Below are 14,966 nucleotides of genomic sequence, written 5' to 3'. Positions count from 1 at the left end.
ACCCCAGTTACCTTTAACAAGGAGATTAACCAACTGTTTAATGCTCATATCTTCACTGAAGTCGCCAACTATATCCTTCTACATGGTATTTAGGAAATCTTTGCTGGTCGCCTGCTCCTACCGCTGCTTATTCTGCATTGATTAGGCCTGAAATAATTTGATTCGCATACTGACTCATCAGGCGATTGCCTGCTTCATGGTCATAAAAGGTTTGCTCACCCGACACCTCGAAGCCAGAAATGGCCAGTTTGGCACGCAGTTTCTCACCTTCTTCACCCAAACCTTCATTGTCTGTGAGTAGCAGAATTGGCGTCTTTTTTGGCAAGCCTTTTAGGTTCTTCTCCACCGAGAATTGACCGTTAACCACTTTCGCAATCGAACCCACAATACCAGCAGGGTTCGCCACTTCATGAGCGGTGATGGCTTTGGTCATGCTTGGCATAGGACGATCAAGCAATAAGCCCGACACCGCTTGGCCACTTTGTGCTGCATAACTAGCTAAATCTGCGGCAATTGGAGCGCCCATTGAGTAGCCGTGAAGGGTGATGTTGCCTGGGTCAATACCCTTATCATTCACTAGGTACTTGAACATGGTACGAGCGTCTTGGTAAAAGCCTTTTTCGCTTGGTCTACCATCGCTTTCACCATAGCCACGTAGGTTGACTGTGAGCATGTCGATACCTTGTTCTTGGTAGTGGCTGCGAATCGCACTCGCTTGCTCTTCAGCAGACGAACCAGAACCATGCAGGAACAATACAACTTTGCCGCTTGCCGTGCGCGTTTCACCTTCGCTTGAGGCCGTTCCCTGATGGTAATAACCCGTTAGACGGCCTGCTTCCCCTTTTAGGGTGACTTTCTGCGACTCACCTTTTTCTAATGCATGGTCAAGTAGGGTTTGGGTGATGCCATCAATCTTACGACGTGCGTCTTTCTTACCGTATAACTCATTGTTGAGGAATCGAGTCAGCGGGCTAAGAGATTCTTTATCGCGCGGTGGTGTACCATCATTTTCAATCACCACGTTGTATTTGTGCTTCTCACTGCCTGACACGTCATCAAGAACATCATTGACTTGATGACTTTGCTTCTTTGCGGCAATCTCAAGCCGAGCTTCCTGCAGTGCCTGACCAAAGTTGAAAAGCTCTGTCGGTGTCCAAACTCCAAACTTAGGTCGCCATGTATGGCCGATAAGTTTGTCAGCCCCACCCGCTTTCAACACTTTTGCGACTATACTTGAGCAGTTCTTGCTCAACAACTGATAGCGAGCATCCGGATCGTTACGTAAACGATTCCATTTAGCTTGCATCGCCGCCACATCTAACCCTTCTAAGTTAATGCGAAACACTCGACCATCATCCGCTTGGCTAGCCTTAAAGATTTCGATTTCTTCCAGAGCTCTTTCAGCAAACAGGCGAACCACGTTGTCGATACGTTTTTCAACAAGGACTGGTTCACCACTTGCCTGAGCTTCTTTTTGTAGCTCTTGAGCAAAACGGTTTGCTACGTCCATCATGTCGTAGCTGGTGTCATTCCATTGGTCGACGAATGGCTGGAAAACATGCGCAGGAAGGCCTGTCGATACAAGCATATCCGGATCGCCCAGTAGCACACTTGCATAAACTTCAGAAACATCTTTGTACGCAGCATCAATACCTTTCGCGGCGTTGAGTTCTTCGATAAAGCGTTTCAGCTTAGTTTCGCCATCGCTCAAGCCAAAGGCATCATTTTCTTCTGATGCTATATCATGCTCAAGTGTATTATTTTGATGTGCCGGTTGACTGAAGTCGCTCCAACGTAGTTTGAGATCCTGCTGATATTCTGTCGCGACATTGAAGAGATTGCGGATACTAGATGACTTACTACCTATTGGCCACCAACTCACGTAATTTTGTTTGTTGAAGTCAGCCACGGCATGAGCGTCGATTTGCATACGCCCTTGGCAAATTTGCAATGCGGCGTGACCTAGCGCGCTGTGAACACTCGGCTTCCAGATGTACATGGTCGCGCTCACTGGCGACATGTGCTGTTCAATTGCTTGGTGTACTTTGTTTAACCCAGCAATATCAATACCATTACCATCTTTTGCCAGATTGTTTGCAGGTAGCTCTGCAAAGATAGTATCGGCAATGGCTTGATCATATTCATGACTTACTGCCGCTTTTACTTTTTCGAGTGCTGCATCGCTACCGCCTAGCTGATCAATATTGGCAAGATTGCCTTTACTCCTAGCGACGAAATTGCCATTTTCATCCAGATACAGATGTCTACTATCTTGTAAGTTGGTATTATCAAGAAGAGCATATAGACGGCTAAAGCTATCGTGCGCTTTGGTGTTTTGCTCAGGGAACGCTAGAACAGAGACTGCTTCCAGATGGGAATTCACCTGATTTAACAGTAAGTTCATCGCTTCCAAACGACCAGAATCTGGATGCCCGAGTACATAACTTTCAATCTGTTTGCGTAGGTTAAGCAGTTTTTCCACAGATTCTAGTTCGTAGTCTGCGTGTTCAACCGTACTCGCATGATACTCAGTCAGAGCGTCGATCACTTTTTGGTAACTTTCACCACGAACCTTACCGCTTACATGAGCAGCATCAAATATCTCAGTCACCGACATCAACTCTGTGTTGGTATTGTACGACCAAACACCGTCTTCTTTCTGAGCTAAAATTCGAGTGCGGCCATCGTGATGCGAGAGAACCTTGTTATCCATTAAGAAGAGCTCGTCTGGCATCTGCTCGAAATCGTCGAAATTTGCCAAAATAAAGCGCTCAATGGTTTTTTGTTGAGGGGTATCGAGAAAGATGGTTTTGCTTTTATCATCGGTACCCGGCCATAAGCGGACTTCTAAACCTTTATCGCCTTTTTGCACCAAGAGATTACGCTCGGTACGAAGTGAATAGAATGGCAGCGATTCACGCAACATGCTGTCGATTGCGCTTAGTTCAACTAGCGTGTCAGATCTGTTACCATCAGGGTTGTCTGCCAATAGTTCAGCTTGTTGTACGCTGCTCAATGCATTAAAACGCAGTTTGACACCTACGCTTGCTCGGTTTTGCTCACTTTTTTCGACAGCCGCTTCAGACTTCGTAACGGACTCTTTAACTTTGCTGTTATTGTCAGACTGCGACTGCTTCGTCGCAGCCATCTTGTCATTAACTAGCTGCTTAGCTTCGCCATTATTATTAAGAGTGAACTCTGGATTACCTTTTTTCCATGCTTCATTGGCGAATTGAGCCCGCAGAAGTTTTACATCATTCATGCCTCCAACATCGTAATTATTAAGAATGAACTCTCGTGATGGTATTTTGGAGTCGTTCTCAAGATGTATCTTATTACTCTCAGCTAGAAATATATGCTCATCTATCTCGAACCAGTCAGCAAGGTAATTGTTAATTTTATTTAAAACAGTAGTTACTGAACGATGAGCATCAATGAGCCACACATCATCTTTGTCAATAACAGTCATACCTAGCCCATCTAAACTTTCAAGCTTAGCAGATAAATCAAAGGCTTTCATCTGTAAGGATAACCACTTCTGAGCTACTTGCGGAATATCATTCATGCGACTCTTAGCTTCAAGGGTCAATAAATCTTTGCATATATAATCTTGCGCTTGCGCCCTGACACCAGTAAACTCGTTGATTGTACTATCGTAAGATACATTATTTAATGCTCCAACGATTCCATAAATTTTTACATCTTCACTCTTCAAGAACTTGGATAGATTGGTGAGTTCTCTGTGATGAATAGATTCGAAATCTTCTCTAAGGTTGCCATAATCTACGCATTGTCGATCCAATATACCATCTATGCCATAACGAAATGTGAATGCATTGTCTCCATCAATATTATTTATGACTTCAGCATAAAATCTATTTCTGAAAGCATCGCCACTCATTTTACTAAGCTTATAGAATGATTCCATCTTATTCACTGCTGAGTCAACGCCGTTTATTCCCTGATTATGCGTTATCTCGTAAAGTGCGCTTAGGGCTTCCGCTTTATGGGTACGACAAAACCAATCTTTTATTTTATCCCAAACTCCCATTTTAATGGCATCTTCCTTTGAGTTAGCGTTTTTTACGTGATCGATTCTTCCATCACTAATGATTCTGTTGAACATTCCATTAATATTTAGAGACATACATAACCTTGTTATAATTATATTACTAAAATAAGTGGCATATCACGAGGACGTAATATAGCCTTAAGAAAAAGATCTAAAGATGCAATAACCAAAAAAAGATTTGGTTTTGTCGCAAATATAATTAGAGGCGTGGCAGACCCGTCCTCCAGATACGACTATTCTGCTAGTGCGTAAAATCGCTCAAAGGCTGTGTCACCTTCAATTTCTATTTGGTCGCGTTTCAGCATCAGCCACAATTCTTTACTATGGAGGCTAGCTTTCGCTCCCTCCAATTATCTCCATCCGAGAGCGTGACGGGTTTTCCGTTTTACCCTGCGATGACTTTGCTCCACGATATTGTTCAGATATGTGACATCCAATATCTCAATCAGTGACAGCATAAAGAAGCCAGTTAACCAAAGTTGGGCATCCATTGCATCGATGGCTGCGTATTAACTTTTACTGCCGTCAATCACCACCTTGTCGGGGAGACCATGTAGGGCCATGGCCTTGTTTAGAAAGGCTTTCGTGGCTACCTCATCCCGATTGTAACTGAGATTGTAATCAATGACGCCGCCAAATTAACCGACAGCTCGATAGTAGAGCCATTCTCCTTTCACTTTGATATAGGTCTCGTCTATACTCCATGAGCTAGATCATGGTTTTTTTTGACGCCTTGCTTTGTGCTCTAGGATTGGTGAAAAGTTAAGAGCTCAACGGGGAATCGTTGCATGAACCACGGTTACTCCACGCTCCTTCTGAATCTCCTTAATGTCACGATAACTCAGTTTGTAAGCTAGGTAATAGCGAACGGTTTCAAGCATAACTTCGGAGGGAAAGTAACAGCCTTTAAACATCAAGATTCTGAGTGGCAAATGGAAACTAGCTGGATCTTAACCGATGATGCGAAATTTTGCGACAGAACCAAAGTTTACAACAAAACCCGTTAAACTGTATTTAGATTATATACCCATCCTATGAGCCCATTTTATTAAATCGGTAACATTGTGGGCGTCTAGCTTACGCATGATGTTCATTCGATGGGTTTCTACGGTTTTCAGACCAATCAATAGGGCTTCAGCAATATCTCGATTACGTTTTCCTTCAAAGATCAATTTAATTACCTGTTTTTCCCGCGGTGTTAAAGCTGGGATACCTCCCACTTCAATACCACTCAAAGCCTCAATATGTTTGGCGTCCAAAGCTGGGTCGAGAAAACTCTTGCCTCGTGTCACACTCTTTATTGCAGCGAACAATGTACTCCTAGAACTATTTTTCAATACATAACCGTTTGAACCGGCATCTAACGCTTCACGTGCTTTGCGCTCTTCTTCTGAGGCCGTCAATACGATGATCATCATATCCGGCCAACGTTTACGTAACTGTCGAATTGCTTCGACACCGGACATACCGGGTAGATTAAGGTCCATGAAGACCATATCGGGTTTGAGCTTAAGACACTCCTGGTATACCCTTAGCCCATCAGTCACGAACCCTACTAACTCGAAATTTGGATATGGCGAAAGGCAGCCCTTTAAACCGTCGAATATAAGGTCATGATCATCCACGACCAAGATTTTTAAATGTGAATACTCGTCAAATGTCATCATAATTCTCGTTAAAGATGCCCTGGTTCATCAAAAATTACACCTAACAAGAAGAAAAAGGAAAATAATTTTATTGTTCCTAACAGCATGCATAATATAGACAGGCCTAATCTCATTACCCTTAAAAAATGATACCGAAAGTAGCAGTAAGTATAATAAATCTCGACGCTGTTACATTCGCTTTATGCCAAAGATAATGTTTCCTCCCACATGGTTCTAATAATTTTAGCGTCATTATTTCAATTATAAATTCAGTCAATTCGCTGTATCTTACAGTAGTCTACTGTTGTAAGTTAAATCTTTCTAGATAGAAACTATCTTTCTTTGCCTATTGCTGTATATTTGATTTTTCTCCTGCCTTTTTTACCCATCTACTTGGACTCTGTTACGGTGTCGTTGCATTGCTCATATTTTGAGCGATGCAAAACCACGAGGCTTCTACTGATATAATGAAGTTTTAGTAGTCTCGATGCTCACTTATCCATGCCAAATAAGTTTAACGATTCAAAGCGCCACCACATTCCGGATGCTAACATTATCATTCCAACAAAGGATATTTCGCTCTACGATGAACAACGAGACTATCGAGTATGAAGTAAAGCGACGCTAGAAATTGCTGTGAAAGATCAAATGGCCTGACAAAAGAAGCATGGTTATGGACAACGGGCTCATGAAGAATTGGCAATGCAGCGATATAAACGAACATTTGTTAACTAACTCAACTCCACAGCCGAAGTTTTAACAATCAAAAGATGGAAATGATGACTGCTCGCGGCGCCTTGAACCGCTTTAAAGCGATGGGGATGCCTCAAAGTTATCGTTGCGCCTAAGATCTATCAAAAAACCTGAGGCTGGAGCGATGCAACAACACCCTATGACTTAGGTATTTACGCTAAAGAGTTACGATGAGGAAAAACAAATGATACCTATGCCTATAGTTGGAAATAGGCATAGCGAAGATAAATGTTGAACCGGCACCAAGCTCACCTTTCAAAGACAAACTACCCCCATGATACTGGCAAGTTTGCGAGAGATAGGTAACCCCTGTCCGGTGCCAAACTGATGCTGGGAAGATTGTCTGAATGGTTCGAAAACTTCATCCAGTTTATTAGCTGCAATACCTGGCCCTGTATCTTCAACAGTGATATATAACATGTCGTCTTTATTATCAGCCTTGCTTTGTGAACTTCGCTTCATCGAGCACTTTGAGAAGGAGATTACTGGCGAGATTAAATTCGACCTGATCTGCTTCAATTCTGGAAAAATTGAGCAGGTTGCTGATGATGCTCAGCGGGGATTGAGCACATGTGTAAACCGTATTTCTTAAGTCATCTTGTTGCTCATTCATTTGAGTATTGCGCAGTAACTCAAGCAAACTCATGATGCCATTCAAAGGCGTACGCAGTTCATGGCTGATGTTGGTCAGATGCTCGTTTTTTCGAGCATTCGCCTTTTCAGCCAGTTGTTTTGCATGAGCAAGTTCAACTGCTCATTGTTCTACTTTAGGCTTCAGCGCGTCATAGTTGGATTTAATCGTATCAAGCAACATGTTATAAGCACGAGCGATGTCACCAAGTTCATCTTTCCCAGATTCTGGTAGGTGCTTAGAAAACGTTGGCTGACGGTCACTTTTAATGATGCAAACAAATTTACGGATGGTTTGGGCGAGTGATTTCCACAGATCCACAACATGACCAAAATCATTACAGCAAAAGAGACCAGAGACCACTTAAACTCGTTGTAGAACGGCGTGTAAGCCATCTTTTCAACTCGTGATTTGGGAACCATGGAAATCTGCAACCAATCAGGACCATCGATGAACTTACTTACAACATAATAATTGTCGATTTCAAAAAACTCTCCGACATTTTGGTCGCCTTTGGAATTAACATTAGAGACAGTGACGACATCTTTAATGTCAATGGCGAAGCCAACCTGACGCGCTATCTTATCTTTCGGGCTTAAGGTGTAACTAAGGAAAATGTAGACGCTGTTTCTACTGACATCGTATTTGGGTTCACTCTAACGAAAGCCGTCTTCCGTATCAAGTTGAGAAAAGTCGGTGATCTCATTGACTCGTTGATCTAGGTGAGAACGTTCAATTTCGGGAGCAGCGTAAATAGAGACTTACCTGTCCGGCTCAATAATGAAGCTAGCTACATAACGCTGCTGGCCAGCGATGCCCAAGATTTGTAGCGCCCAAAGTTGCTTACGCTATATAGGTAAGTTGGTATCACCGATATTGAACTGATGGGCAACCAACTGTGCGTTAGAGTCCACTTCCATGCTTTGGAACTGCTCAAATAGCTCGGTATCATCCTTCGATTGAGCAAAAAGGCTACGATTCATCTACGCTCGAATCTCACTGATTTGGTCATAACTCTTCAGCGTTTGCTTTAAGGTTCCGTTGTAGGTGCTGTCATGCATTTATATGAAATCAGTACCGATAAACCGGCAAACACCGATATACAAGCAATGGTGTGTTTGGCAACCAGTTAAGCATAATGTAGGATCCACCTTTTTCCTTGATGAAGATAATAAAACGTTTCCCCTTAGATGAGATTAAGGTGTTCACCTGATACCGAACAAAAAAACTCCCGATATATACTGATTTTGAAATCAGAGAAAGAGGTTCTCAATGATCGAACGTTTAATTGCGATGGGATATGTGGATACACATATCTCATCAGATGAGAGCCACTGGCAAGGCCAATGCGCAAGCAGAAGACTTCGATGGCTACAGTCAGAGCATTACCTGACGATCGGTATGCAGATTGAGTCACCACAAAACCATCTTTGGTCAACGCAAGCGTCTCTTGTGCTCGCTGTATGTGAAGAAGGCTGGGATTGCAGCCTAGAAAATCGTGATGATGAGTGGATATTGTGGCGCTGCTACCCAAATAACCTTGACGACGAAACACTTATTTCCTCTATAAAAATGCAAATGGCACTGTCCAGGTATCTGGAGCAAGAACTGTTGGAGCCTGTTCCGGCCAGCAAACCTCGCATTTGGAGGATCAAACTATGAAGAAATTACTATGCTGGTTACTTCTTTTTACGATCAACTTTGCTCATGCTGCGCCGATATCAGCGGTTCAATGGCATGGGGAACCGTTTATGTTCTATAGCCGTGGAACGCCTTTGAAGTCAGTGATTGAAGAAGTGGGTAAGAACTATGGAATCCCGATGGAAGTCAGCAGCCAGATTAGCGAGTCCTTCAGTGGTCAAATTGATGGTCAGACACCAAAACAGATCTTCACTATGCTTGCGCAGCAGTACGGCTTAGTTTGGTACTATGACGGGGATTTATTACATGTTAACAAGGCGAGAGAAGTCACCAACGAGGTGATTTCTCTGTCTTCACTCTCGAATCAGGAAGCTACTCACTACATCGCGAAAGCGGGTTTCATTGATAAAGTAGCGTGTGAAGTGATGCCGATTTCAGGCTTACACGCCATCCAAATCAATGGAGTTCCTGCATGTGTAAACACAGTGAGTAAGTATATTCAACAACTGGATAGCGATTCTAAGCAACATGCGGAATCACAGAAGTCGGTCAAAATCTTCCCACTGAAATACGCTTCTGCAACAGACACCGTGTATAGCTACCGGAGCCAAGACGTTACAGTACCGGGTGTGGTCTCCGTTCTTAAACAAATGGAGCAAGGTGAGGGGCCTGGCGCCACTAATCAAGGCACGACCAGTTTTTCCGCAGACTCACGCCAAAACGCAGTGATCATTAGAACCAACAAGATGGATATGGCGATGTATGCTTCGTTGATAAAACAGCTGGATATCACGCTAACCATGATTGAAGTTTCGGTCACCATTATTGATGTCGACACTTTGGACTTTAACCAACTCGGTATCGATTGGTCTGCTGCCGCGAAATTTGGCGGAGGGAGTGTCACCTTCAACCAAGGTAGCTTGAGCAGTGATAATTTTTCGACTGTGATTGGCAACACCGATAACTTCATGGTTCGACTCAATGCACTAGAGCAGAACTCAAAAGCAAAAGTGTTATCAAGACCTTCTGTTGTGACACTCAACAACGTTCAAGCAGTGTTGGATAAAAACGTAACTTTCTATACCAAGATTGAAGGAGAGAAGGTAGCTAAGTTGGAATCCGTAACTACAGGTTCGCTTTTAAGAGTGACACCAAGACTGGTCAATGAGAAAAACCATAAAAAAGTGATGCTGTCACTAAATATTCAAGATGGCCAACAAGCAAAGCCCGTGAGTAGCAAAGATCCATTACCTCAGGTTGAGAACTCAGAGATTGCAACACAAGCCACACTAAAAACCGGTGAGAGTCTATTGTTGGGCGGTTTCGTTCAGGACAAAGACCATACCGTAGAAAACAAAATTCCATTATTGGGTGATATCCCACTACTAGGAGGACTTTTCCGTAGTACAGACCACAGCATACAAAGCGTCATGCGTCTGTTCCTAATTAAGGCAGAACCCATCAATCAATAAGTGGGAGTGGCTATGGAAAATGGTACCAAACTCTTATGGCTCACAGGCCCAATGCAAGGTAGAGAACTGAGATTACCTCAGGGCGATCTCTCAATGGGGTCTAGCGGTGACATCATGGTGCCACTTGCTGGGCGTGAGTTATTGAATATCAGGGTTGATGAAAAAGGCGTGTTTGTCAGGGATACAGTTAAAGTCTGGGCTAATGGTTCTCTGGCAAATATCGAAGAAGCGTTACCAATGGGAGAGCCGCTAGAAATTTGTGGTGTTGGCCTAGTTCTAGGAAAGACAGAACAAGCATTAGAGTGGCAAAAGTTACCGGCGCATGTGAAAACCAGCCAAAGCAGATGGAGAAAGATGGTGTTGCTGGCTATGACGCTGATTAGCATTGTTCTAATGGTATTTACCTTGATGTTACCGGCTAAAACACAACGCGTGTTCGACGCGCAATTATGGTTACAACATCAACTCAATGTCCCGGCATTACATCAGGTTGAAGGAAACTGGAGCTCTGATGGAGTAGTGGCACTAACAGGTTACTGCGACAACTCAACAGCCATAACCAAGTTAAAAGAAGGGTTGAGACTACATTCGATACGTTTCACTAACACAGCAGTTTGTACCGATACATTGATCAGCAATGTTGACTCGGTATTGAGCGCAAATGGTTATCAGAACATCAACGTTCTTCCATCGCGAAGAATGGGTGAAGTAAGAATTTCAGGTGCAATTCAATCTGGTGAAAAGTGGGATAAAGTAACTCGAGAATTAGAACAAGTTCAGGGGCTTAAACACTGGCAAGTGGCAAACGATATTGGGGGCTATGTGCATAAATTCATTGAAGCACTTAGAGACAAAGGGCTACTTCAAGGCCTGATGGTGGAACGGCGTCAAGACAGCATAATGGTGACGGGGCAGTTTCAAGATGATGTCCGCAGTCGGATTCGTCAGGTGAGTAATGAGTTGGTGGCAAGCACAGGCCAAAGCATTGATGTCCGATTTGAGAACATTCCAGTAAGGGATAATTTGTCCCGTTATCTGTCTGGGCAAATCGTCAGTTTTGGAGGTAACAGCAGTCACCCATTTGTCGAGCTTAGCAACGGAACTCGACTTAAATTGAACAGCAAACTCGATAGCGGTTATGTGGTAAGTTACATTGATTTGAAAGGGCTGGACCTCGATCGAGATGGTGAGCTTATACACATACCATTCATTTTATAGGAGGCGTTATGGCTCGAATTACACAACTGGAATCCATGCTTAAGGAAACCCCTGAAAGCAAAGATGAATTGATTTCTCAGTTAGAAGCCGCTCGAACTGAGTTGAATAAAGGATCAAAACAGACTGCGGAAAGTCTCTACCATGCCATTTACGCAGCTCAAGACGTGATCAGTATTTTGGCTAAGCGATATCAGTAACAATCACTATACATAAACCGAAGTCTACCGTACCACTTTGAAAACTGGAGAAAATTATGGATACATTCAACGACATTAAATCCGTAATGGATGACCTCAACAACCGTCGCAGTATGCTAGCTGAGCAAATGAAGGAATTCGAACAACTGCAGAGTGAAATTCAGGTTCTGGTCGAAAGATCTGCGCATGATCCAGAAGCGCGTAGAAAATTAGAAAAGCTGAATCAGGCATTTCCCGAGGGGCTTCAAAACTCTCAGCAGGGAATCATATCAAAAGTGACTCAGCTTGAGAACAACTTTAAAAGCTTGGAGGAAGGGTTCAAAACCATGGGAGATTCCGAAGCTCAGAAGCCAGAATCATCCCTAAAGCCCAGAAAGCGAGTGTTAAAGAAATATATGTAACTCTCTAAGGTTCGTCGGTTCTATCGCAAAATATCGCATCGTCGGTTAAGATTTAGTCAGCTTCCAGTTGCCACTCAGAATCTTGATGTATCAAGGCTGTCACTTTCCCTCCGAAGTTATGCTTGAAACCGTTCGCTACTACCTAGCTTACAAACTCAGTTATCGTTAAATTGAAGTGATTCGGAAGGAACGTGGAGTAACCGTAGATCACTCAACGATTAACCGTTAGGCTCTTAACTTTTCACCAATCCTAGAGCACAAGGCAAGGCGTCGAAAAAAAACAGCATCTAGCTTATGGCGTATGGACGAGACCTATATCAAGGTGAAAGGAGAATTGCTCTACTACTATCGAGCTGTCGATAAATTTTGCGGCGTCATTGATTGCTATCTCAATTACAATCGGGATGAGGTAGCCACGAAAGCCTTTCTAAATAAGGCGATAGCCCAACATGGTCTCTCCGAGAAGGTGGTAATCGACGGCAGTAAAAGCAACTACGCAGCCATCGATTCAATGAATGCGCAACTTGGGTTAACGGGCTTCTTTTATACTGTCACTGATTGAAATATTGGATGTCACATATCTGAACAATATTGTGGAGCAAAGTCATCGAAGGATAAAACAAAAAAACCGTCAAGCTCTCGGATGGAGGTAATTGGAGGGAGCGAAAGCTAGAGTCCATGGTAAAGAATTATGGACGATGCTGAAACGTGACCAAATAGAAATTGAAGGTGACACTGTCTTTGAGCAATTTTACGCGCTAGCAGAATAGTCGCATCTGGAGGACAGGTCTACCACGTCTCTAACTATATTTGCGACAAAACCCAATTAGGTTATTTGCTGTGGTCGCTTTTCTTATCTTTGGCTGTATTCAAAATCCAATATCTTCACTCAGTCTTTTGTCTATAACATCCAATTCAATGAACTTCAGTTATATGGGACATTTTGTTGATCAACGTACTGTAAATGATTGATTCCAATTTTCTGTTGTAAATGTAAGCATTAATGTGTGACCGGGGTTCGTTTCTCCTAATAGAGCCTTACAACCATCGATATGGCTAAATTCATGGTTAAGAAATTCAATCTTAATCATTAAGATAGCGATGCTATGCATCAAGCTAGGACGCTGTTAATTCATTGATATTCCAATGATTTGGATTGCATTGTCCTATCTTTACGTTCCCCTCCTCTTGATTTTTACGTGGTTCAATACTCAGGCCGTAGACGTCGCCACCGCACACTCAAAGAATTTGTTCCCCGCGCTACGAAGCTCCTATTTGAAAAAGACAATGCTTGGAAAAAGGTGCTTTGGAAACACGCTCAGACTTTTAGTCTCTGGCAGATAACGTGCGTTGAGCGAATGTTATCGTGCGGGACTAACATGATGGGAGCCAAACACTACGACTGTGGAACACCAGACTGTCCGCATACTAAGGTCATTTGTCAAAACTGAAAGACAAAGGCTTGCAGGTCTTGTGGTACCCAATCCACCGAACAATGGATAAGCACTCTGCTTGATGTCATGCCCGATAGTGAACATCAGCACATCACATTCACCATGCCGAGCGAGCTTTGGCCCATCTTCGAAGCCAATCCAACGTTACTCAATGATTTGTTCTCTCTTGCTGCAGACACGCTGCTGAAGTGAGCAAAAAAGCATAGTCTTGAAGTGGGGATATTCGGCGCCCTTAATACTTATGGTCGAGCTCTTAACTGGCATCCACACATCCGTTTATCGGTCACCCGTGGAGGGTTAGATAAACACAACACCTGGAAACCTATCTACTTTAAAAAGAAGCATGTCGAGTATCATTGGCGGCGCACTCTCATTAGGATTCTCAGACAAATATACGACAACCTCAACCTACCCACATCGACCACTAATCACATTCAGGATTTTAATCATGGAACGTCTTTTTTTGCGTCAATATCAACGCCACTGGAATATTCATTTCGCCAAAGAGAGATAGGTACTATCTTTTTGATGGATTTTTCTAGTGGTATGGTTATCAGTACATTCGATATTGAATGTTACTTTCATGAAAAAATATCTCTTATTAGTTCGTTAGCGCTCTTGTGTGTAGTGCTCTGGCATTAGCGTCGGCAGAAGCCTCTCAGCTTTTATTTGGTAATAAGAAGGTGCTTAGCAATGGGAAACAGGCGATTTTACATTCACCAAAGTCGAATTGAGAGCACCGTCCCTGACTTCAAACTTTACAAGTAAATTATATTATGATGAAAAAATTCTTTAAACCCCTGTTTTTAATAGTGACATCCTCACTATTGATACTATTGTCCGGTTGTAATTCAAAAGGAACCTCCTCTCCTGAATCACATGTAAAATTAGAACGTATCGATATCGTCGCATCGCCAATAACGACGAGAGGCGTGAGTGAACTGACGCTTGCGAAAGGTAATAAACAGCCCTTTGAAGCGATTGGTCACTACTCTGATGGCTCATCTCGCACGTTGTCGGATTTAAACGTGAGTAATTGGCACACAAGCAATTCTGATGCAGGACGCTTTGATGAGCCTGGCGTATTCATTGCGACTAACGAGGGTCATACCACAGTGACTGCCACGAAGGACGGCGTCACCAGTAACCCGGTGGATGTGAATGTCTCATCGGCGGTCATCACATCTATTCAAGTGGAGCCTTCAGCAGTGAATTTTCCGCAAAAAGGTCTGACTAAGGAATTAAAGGCAACAGCGATATTCAGTGATGAGACGTCCATTAACGTTTCTGATTCAGTGATATGGAGATCTACCGACACGGCTACGGCTACCGTGTTACCAACTGGTGTATTGACTGCGGTTGAGGTGGGTAACACGACACTCACGGCCTCGAAGGATGGCGTGATTAGCAATACGGTGGATGTGACCGTTTCGGCAGAGACCATCTCATCCATTCAAGTGACACCTTCGCAAGTGGATGTT

11 protein-coding genes and 5 pseudogenes are annotated in these 14,966 nt (G+C 43.2%); 8 read left to right on the top strand and 8 right to left on the bottom strand.

Annotated elements, in window-relative coordinates; genetic code table 11:
* Positions 1 to 142: 142 nt before the first annotated feature.
* The 8 genes and pseudogenes from L2W36_RS23005 to L2W36_RS27385 all read right to left on the bottom strand — a co-directional run.
* Positions 143 to 3,049, bottom strand: a pseudogene (locus L2W36_RS23005) (alpha/beta fold hydrolase); the annotation flags it as partial.
* 834 nt (positions 3,050 to 3,883) lie between these two features.
* Positions 3,884 to 4,126: pseudogene (locus tag L2W36_RS23000) on the bottom strand (hypothetical protein); the annotation flags it as partial.
* A 296-nt stretch (positions 4,127 to 4,422) separates the two neighbouring features.
* A pseudogene (locus L2W36_RS22995) lies at positions 4,423 to 4,986 on the bottom strand (IS6 family transposase).
* Between the two features lie 105 nt (positions 4,987 to 5,091).
* A complete protein-coding gene (locus tag L2W36_RS22990) occupies positions 5,092 to 5,739 on the bottom strand; it encodes a two component system response regulator (RefSeq protein WP_236111682.1) in 648 nt (215 codons plus the stop codon).
* 987 nt (positions 5,740 to 6,726) lie between these two features.
* Positions 6,727 to 6,933: an ATP-binding protein gene (locus tag L2W36_RS22985; RefSeq protein WP_236111681.1), complete on the bottom strand. Its 207-nt coding sequence runs from the start codon at positions 6,931 to 6,933 to the stop codon at positions 6,727 to 6,729.
* Entirely contained in the window at positions 6,905 to 7,117 is a 213-nt protein-coding gene (locus L2W36_RS22980; RefSeq protein ID WP_236111680.1) for a histidine kinase dimerization/phospho-acceptor domain-containing protein, read from the bottom strand. Before L2W36_RS22980 ends, L2W36_RS22985 begins: the two co-directional genes overlap by 29 nt.
* Before the next feature lie 108 nt (positions 7,118 to 7,225).
* On the bottom strand, positions 7,226 to 7,423 hold the full coding sequence (locus L2W36_RS22975; RefSeq protein ID WP_236111679.1) for a HAMP domain-containing protein: 198 nt from the start codon (positions 7,421 to 7,423) through the stop codon (positions 7,226 to 7,228).
* A 527-nt stretch (positions 7,424 to 7,950) separates the two neighbouring features.
* Positions 7,951 to 8,085 carry a hypothetical protein gene (locus L2W36_RS27385; RefSeq protein WP_268980824.1) on the bottom strand — a complete coding sequence of 45 codons (135 nt, stop codon included), beginning with the start codon at positions 8,083 to 8,085 and terminating at the stop codon, positions 7,951 to 7,953.
* Between the two features lie 289 nt (positions 8,086 to 8,374).
* Here L2W36_RS27385 and L2W36_RS22970 point away from each other — a divergent pair, with 289 nt between their 5' ends.
* From L2W36_RS22970 to L2W36_RS22935, 8 genes and pseudogenes are all read left to right on the top strand, one after another.
* A complete protein-coding gene (locus L2W36_RS22970; RefSeq protein WP_236111678.1) occupies positions 8,375 to 8,764 on the top strand; it encodes a hypothetical protein in 390 nt (129 codons plus the stop codon).
* The gene (locus tag L2W36_RS22965; RefSeq protein WP_236111677.1) at positions 8,761 to 10,215 is read left to right on the top strand and encodes an EscC/YscC/HrcC family type III secretion system outer membrane ring protein; all 1,455 of its coding nucleotides are present in this window, start codon (positions 8,761 to 8,763) and stop codon (positions 10,213 to 10,215) included. Before L2W36_RS22970 ends, L2W36_RS22965 begins: the two co-directional genes overlap by 4 nt.
* A 12-nt stretch (positions 10,216 to 10,227) precedes the next feature.
* Positions 10,228 to 11,433, top strand: coding sequence for a type III secretion system inner membrane ring subunit SctD (gene sctD / locus L2W36_RS22960; protein ID WP_236111676.1), 1,206 nt, complete (start codon positions 10,228 to 10,230; stop codon positions 11,431 to 11,433).
* Positions 11,434 to 11,441: 8 nt separating this feature from the next.
* Positions 11,442 to 11,630, top strand: a complete 189-nt coding sequence (locus tag L2W36_RS22955; RefSeq protein ID WP_236111675.1) for an EscE/YscE/SsaE family type III secretion system needle protein co-chaperone — start codon at positions 11,442 to 11,444, stop codon at positions 11,628 to 11,630.
* Positions 11,631 to 11,686: 56 nt separating this feature from the next.
* The gene (locus L2W36_RS22950; protein WP_236111674.1) at positions 11,687 to 12,031 is read left to right on the top strand and encodes a hypothetical protein; all 345 of its coding nucleotides are present in this window, start codon (positions 11,687 to 11,689) and stop codon (positions 12,029 to 12,031) included.
* Positions 12,032 to 12,116: 85 nt separating this feature from the next.
* A pseudogene (locus L2W36_RS22945) lies at positions 12,117 to 12,684 on the top strand (IS6 family transposase).
* Positions 12,685 to 13,230: 546 nt separating this feature from the next.
* A pseudogene (locus tag L2W36_RS22940) lies at positions 13,231 to 13,993 on the top strand (IS91 family transposase); the annotation flags it as partial.
* 424 nt (positions 13,994 to 14,417) lie between these two features.
* Positions 14,418 to 14,966, top strand: a 549-nt coding sequence (locus L2W36_RS22935) for an Ig-like domain-containing protein (protein ID WP_236111673.1), incomplete at its 3' end; no start/stop codon positions are given.

This window comes from Vibrio sp. McD22-P3 (assembly GCF_021568915.1).
GTDB lineage: Bacteria > Pseudomonadota > Gammaproteobacteria > Enterobacterales > Vibrionaceae > Vibrio > Vibrio mediterranei.
Note: the sequence above shows the minus strand (reverse complement) of the source record. Positions and strands in the feature narration are given on the sequence as shown.

What these genes read in the sequence shown, in the direction of transcription:
- L2W36_RS22990 (WP_236111682.1), bottom strand. Translation starts at nt 5,739, where the DNA reads ATGATGACATTTGACGAGTATTCACATTTAAAAATCTTGGTCGTGGAT.
- L2W36_RS22985 (WP_236111681.1), bottom strand. Translation starts at nt 6,933, where the DNA reads ATGAAGCGAAGTTCACAAAGCAAGGCTGATAATAAAGACGACATGTTA.
- L2W36_RS22980 (WP_236111680.1), bottom strand. Translation starts at nt 7,117, where the DNA reads ATGAGTTTGCTTGAGTTACTGCGCAATACTCAAATGAATGAGCAACAA.
- L2W36_RS27385 (WP_268980824.1), bottom strand. Translation starts at nt 8,085, where the DNA reads ATGAATCGTAGCCTTTTTGCTCAATCGAAGGATGATACCGAGCTATTT.
- L2W36_RS22970 (WP_236111678.1), top strand. Translation starts at nt 8,375, where the DNA reads ATGATCGAACGTTTAATTGCGATGGGATATGTGGATACACATATCTCA.
- L2W36_RS22965 (WP_236111677.1), top strand. Translation starts at nt 8,761, where the DNA reads ATGAAGAAATTACTATGCTGGTTACTTCTTTTTACGATCAACTTTGCT.
- sctD (WP_236111676.1), top strand. Translation starts at nt 10,228, where the DNA reads ATGGAAAATGGTACCAAACTCTTATGGCTCACAGGCCCAATGCAAGGT.
- L2W36_RS22955 (WP_236111675.1), top strand. Translation starts at nt 11,442, where the DNA reads ATGGCTCGAATTACACAACTGGAATCCATGCTTAAGGAAACCCCTGAA.
- L2W36_RS22950 (WP_236111674.1), top strand. Translation starts at nt 11,687, where the DNA reads ATGGATACATTCAACGACATTAAATCCGTAATGGATGACCTCAACAAC.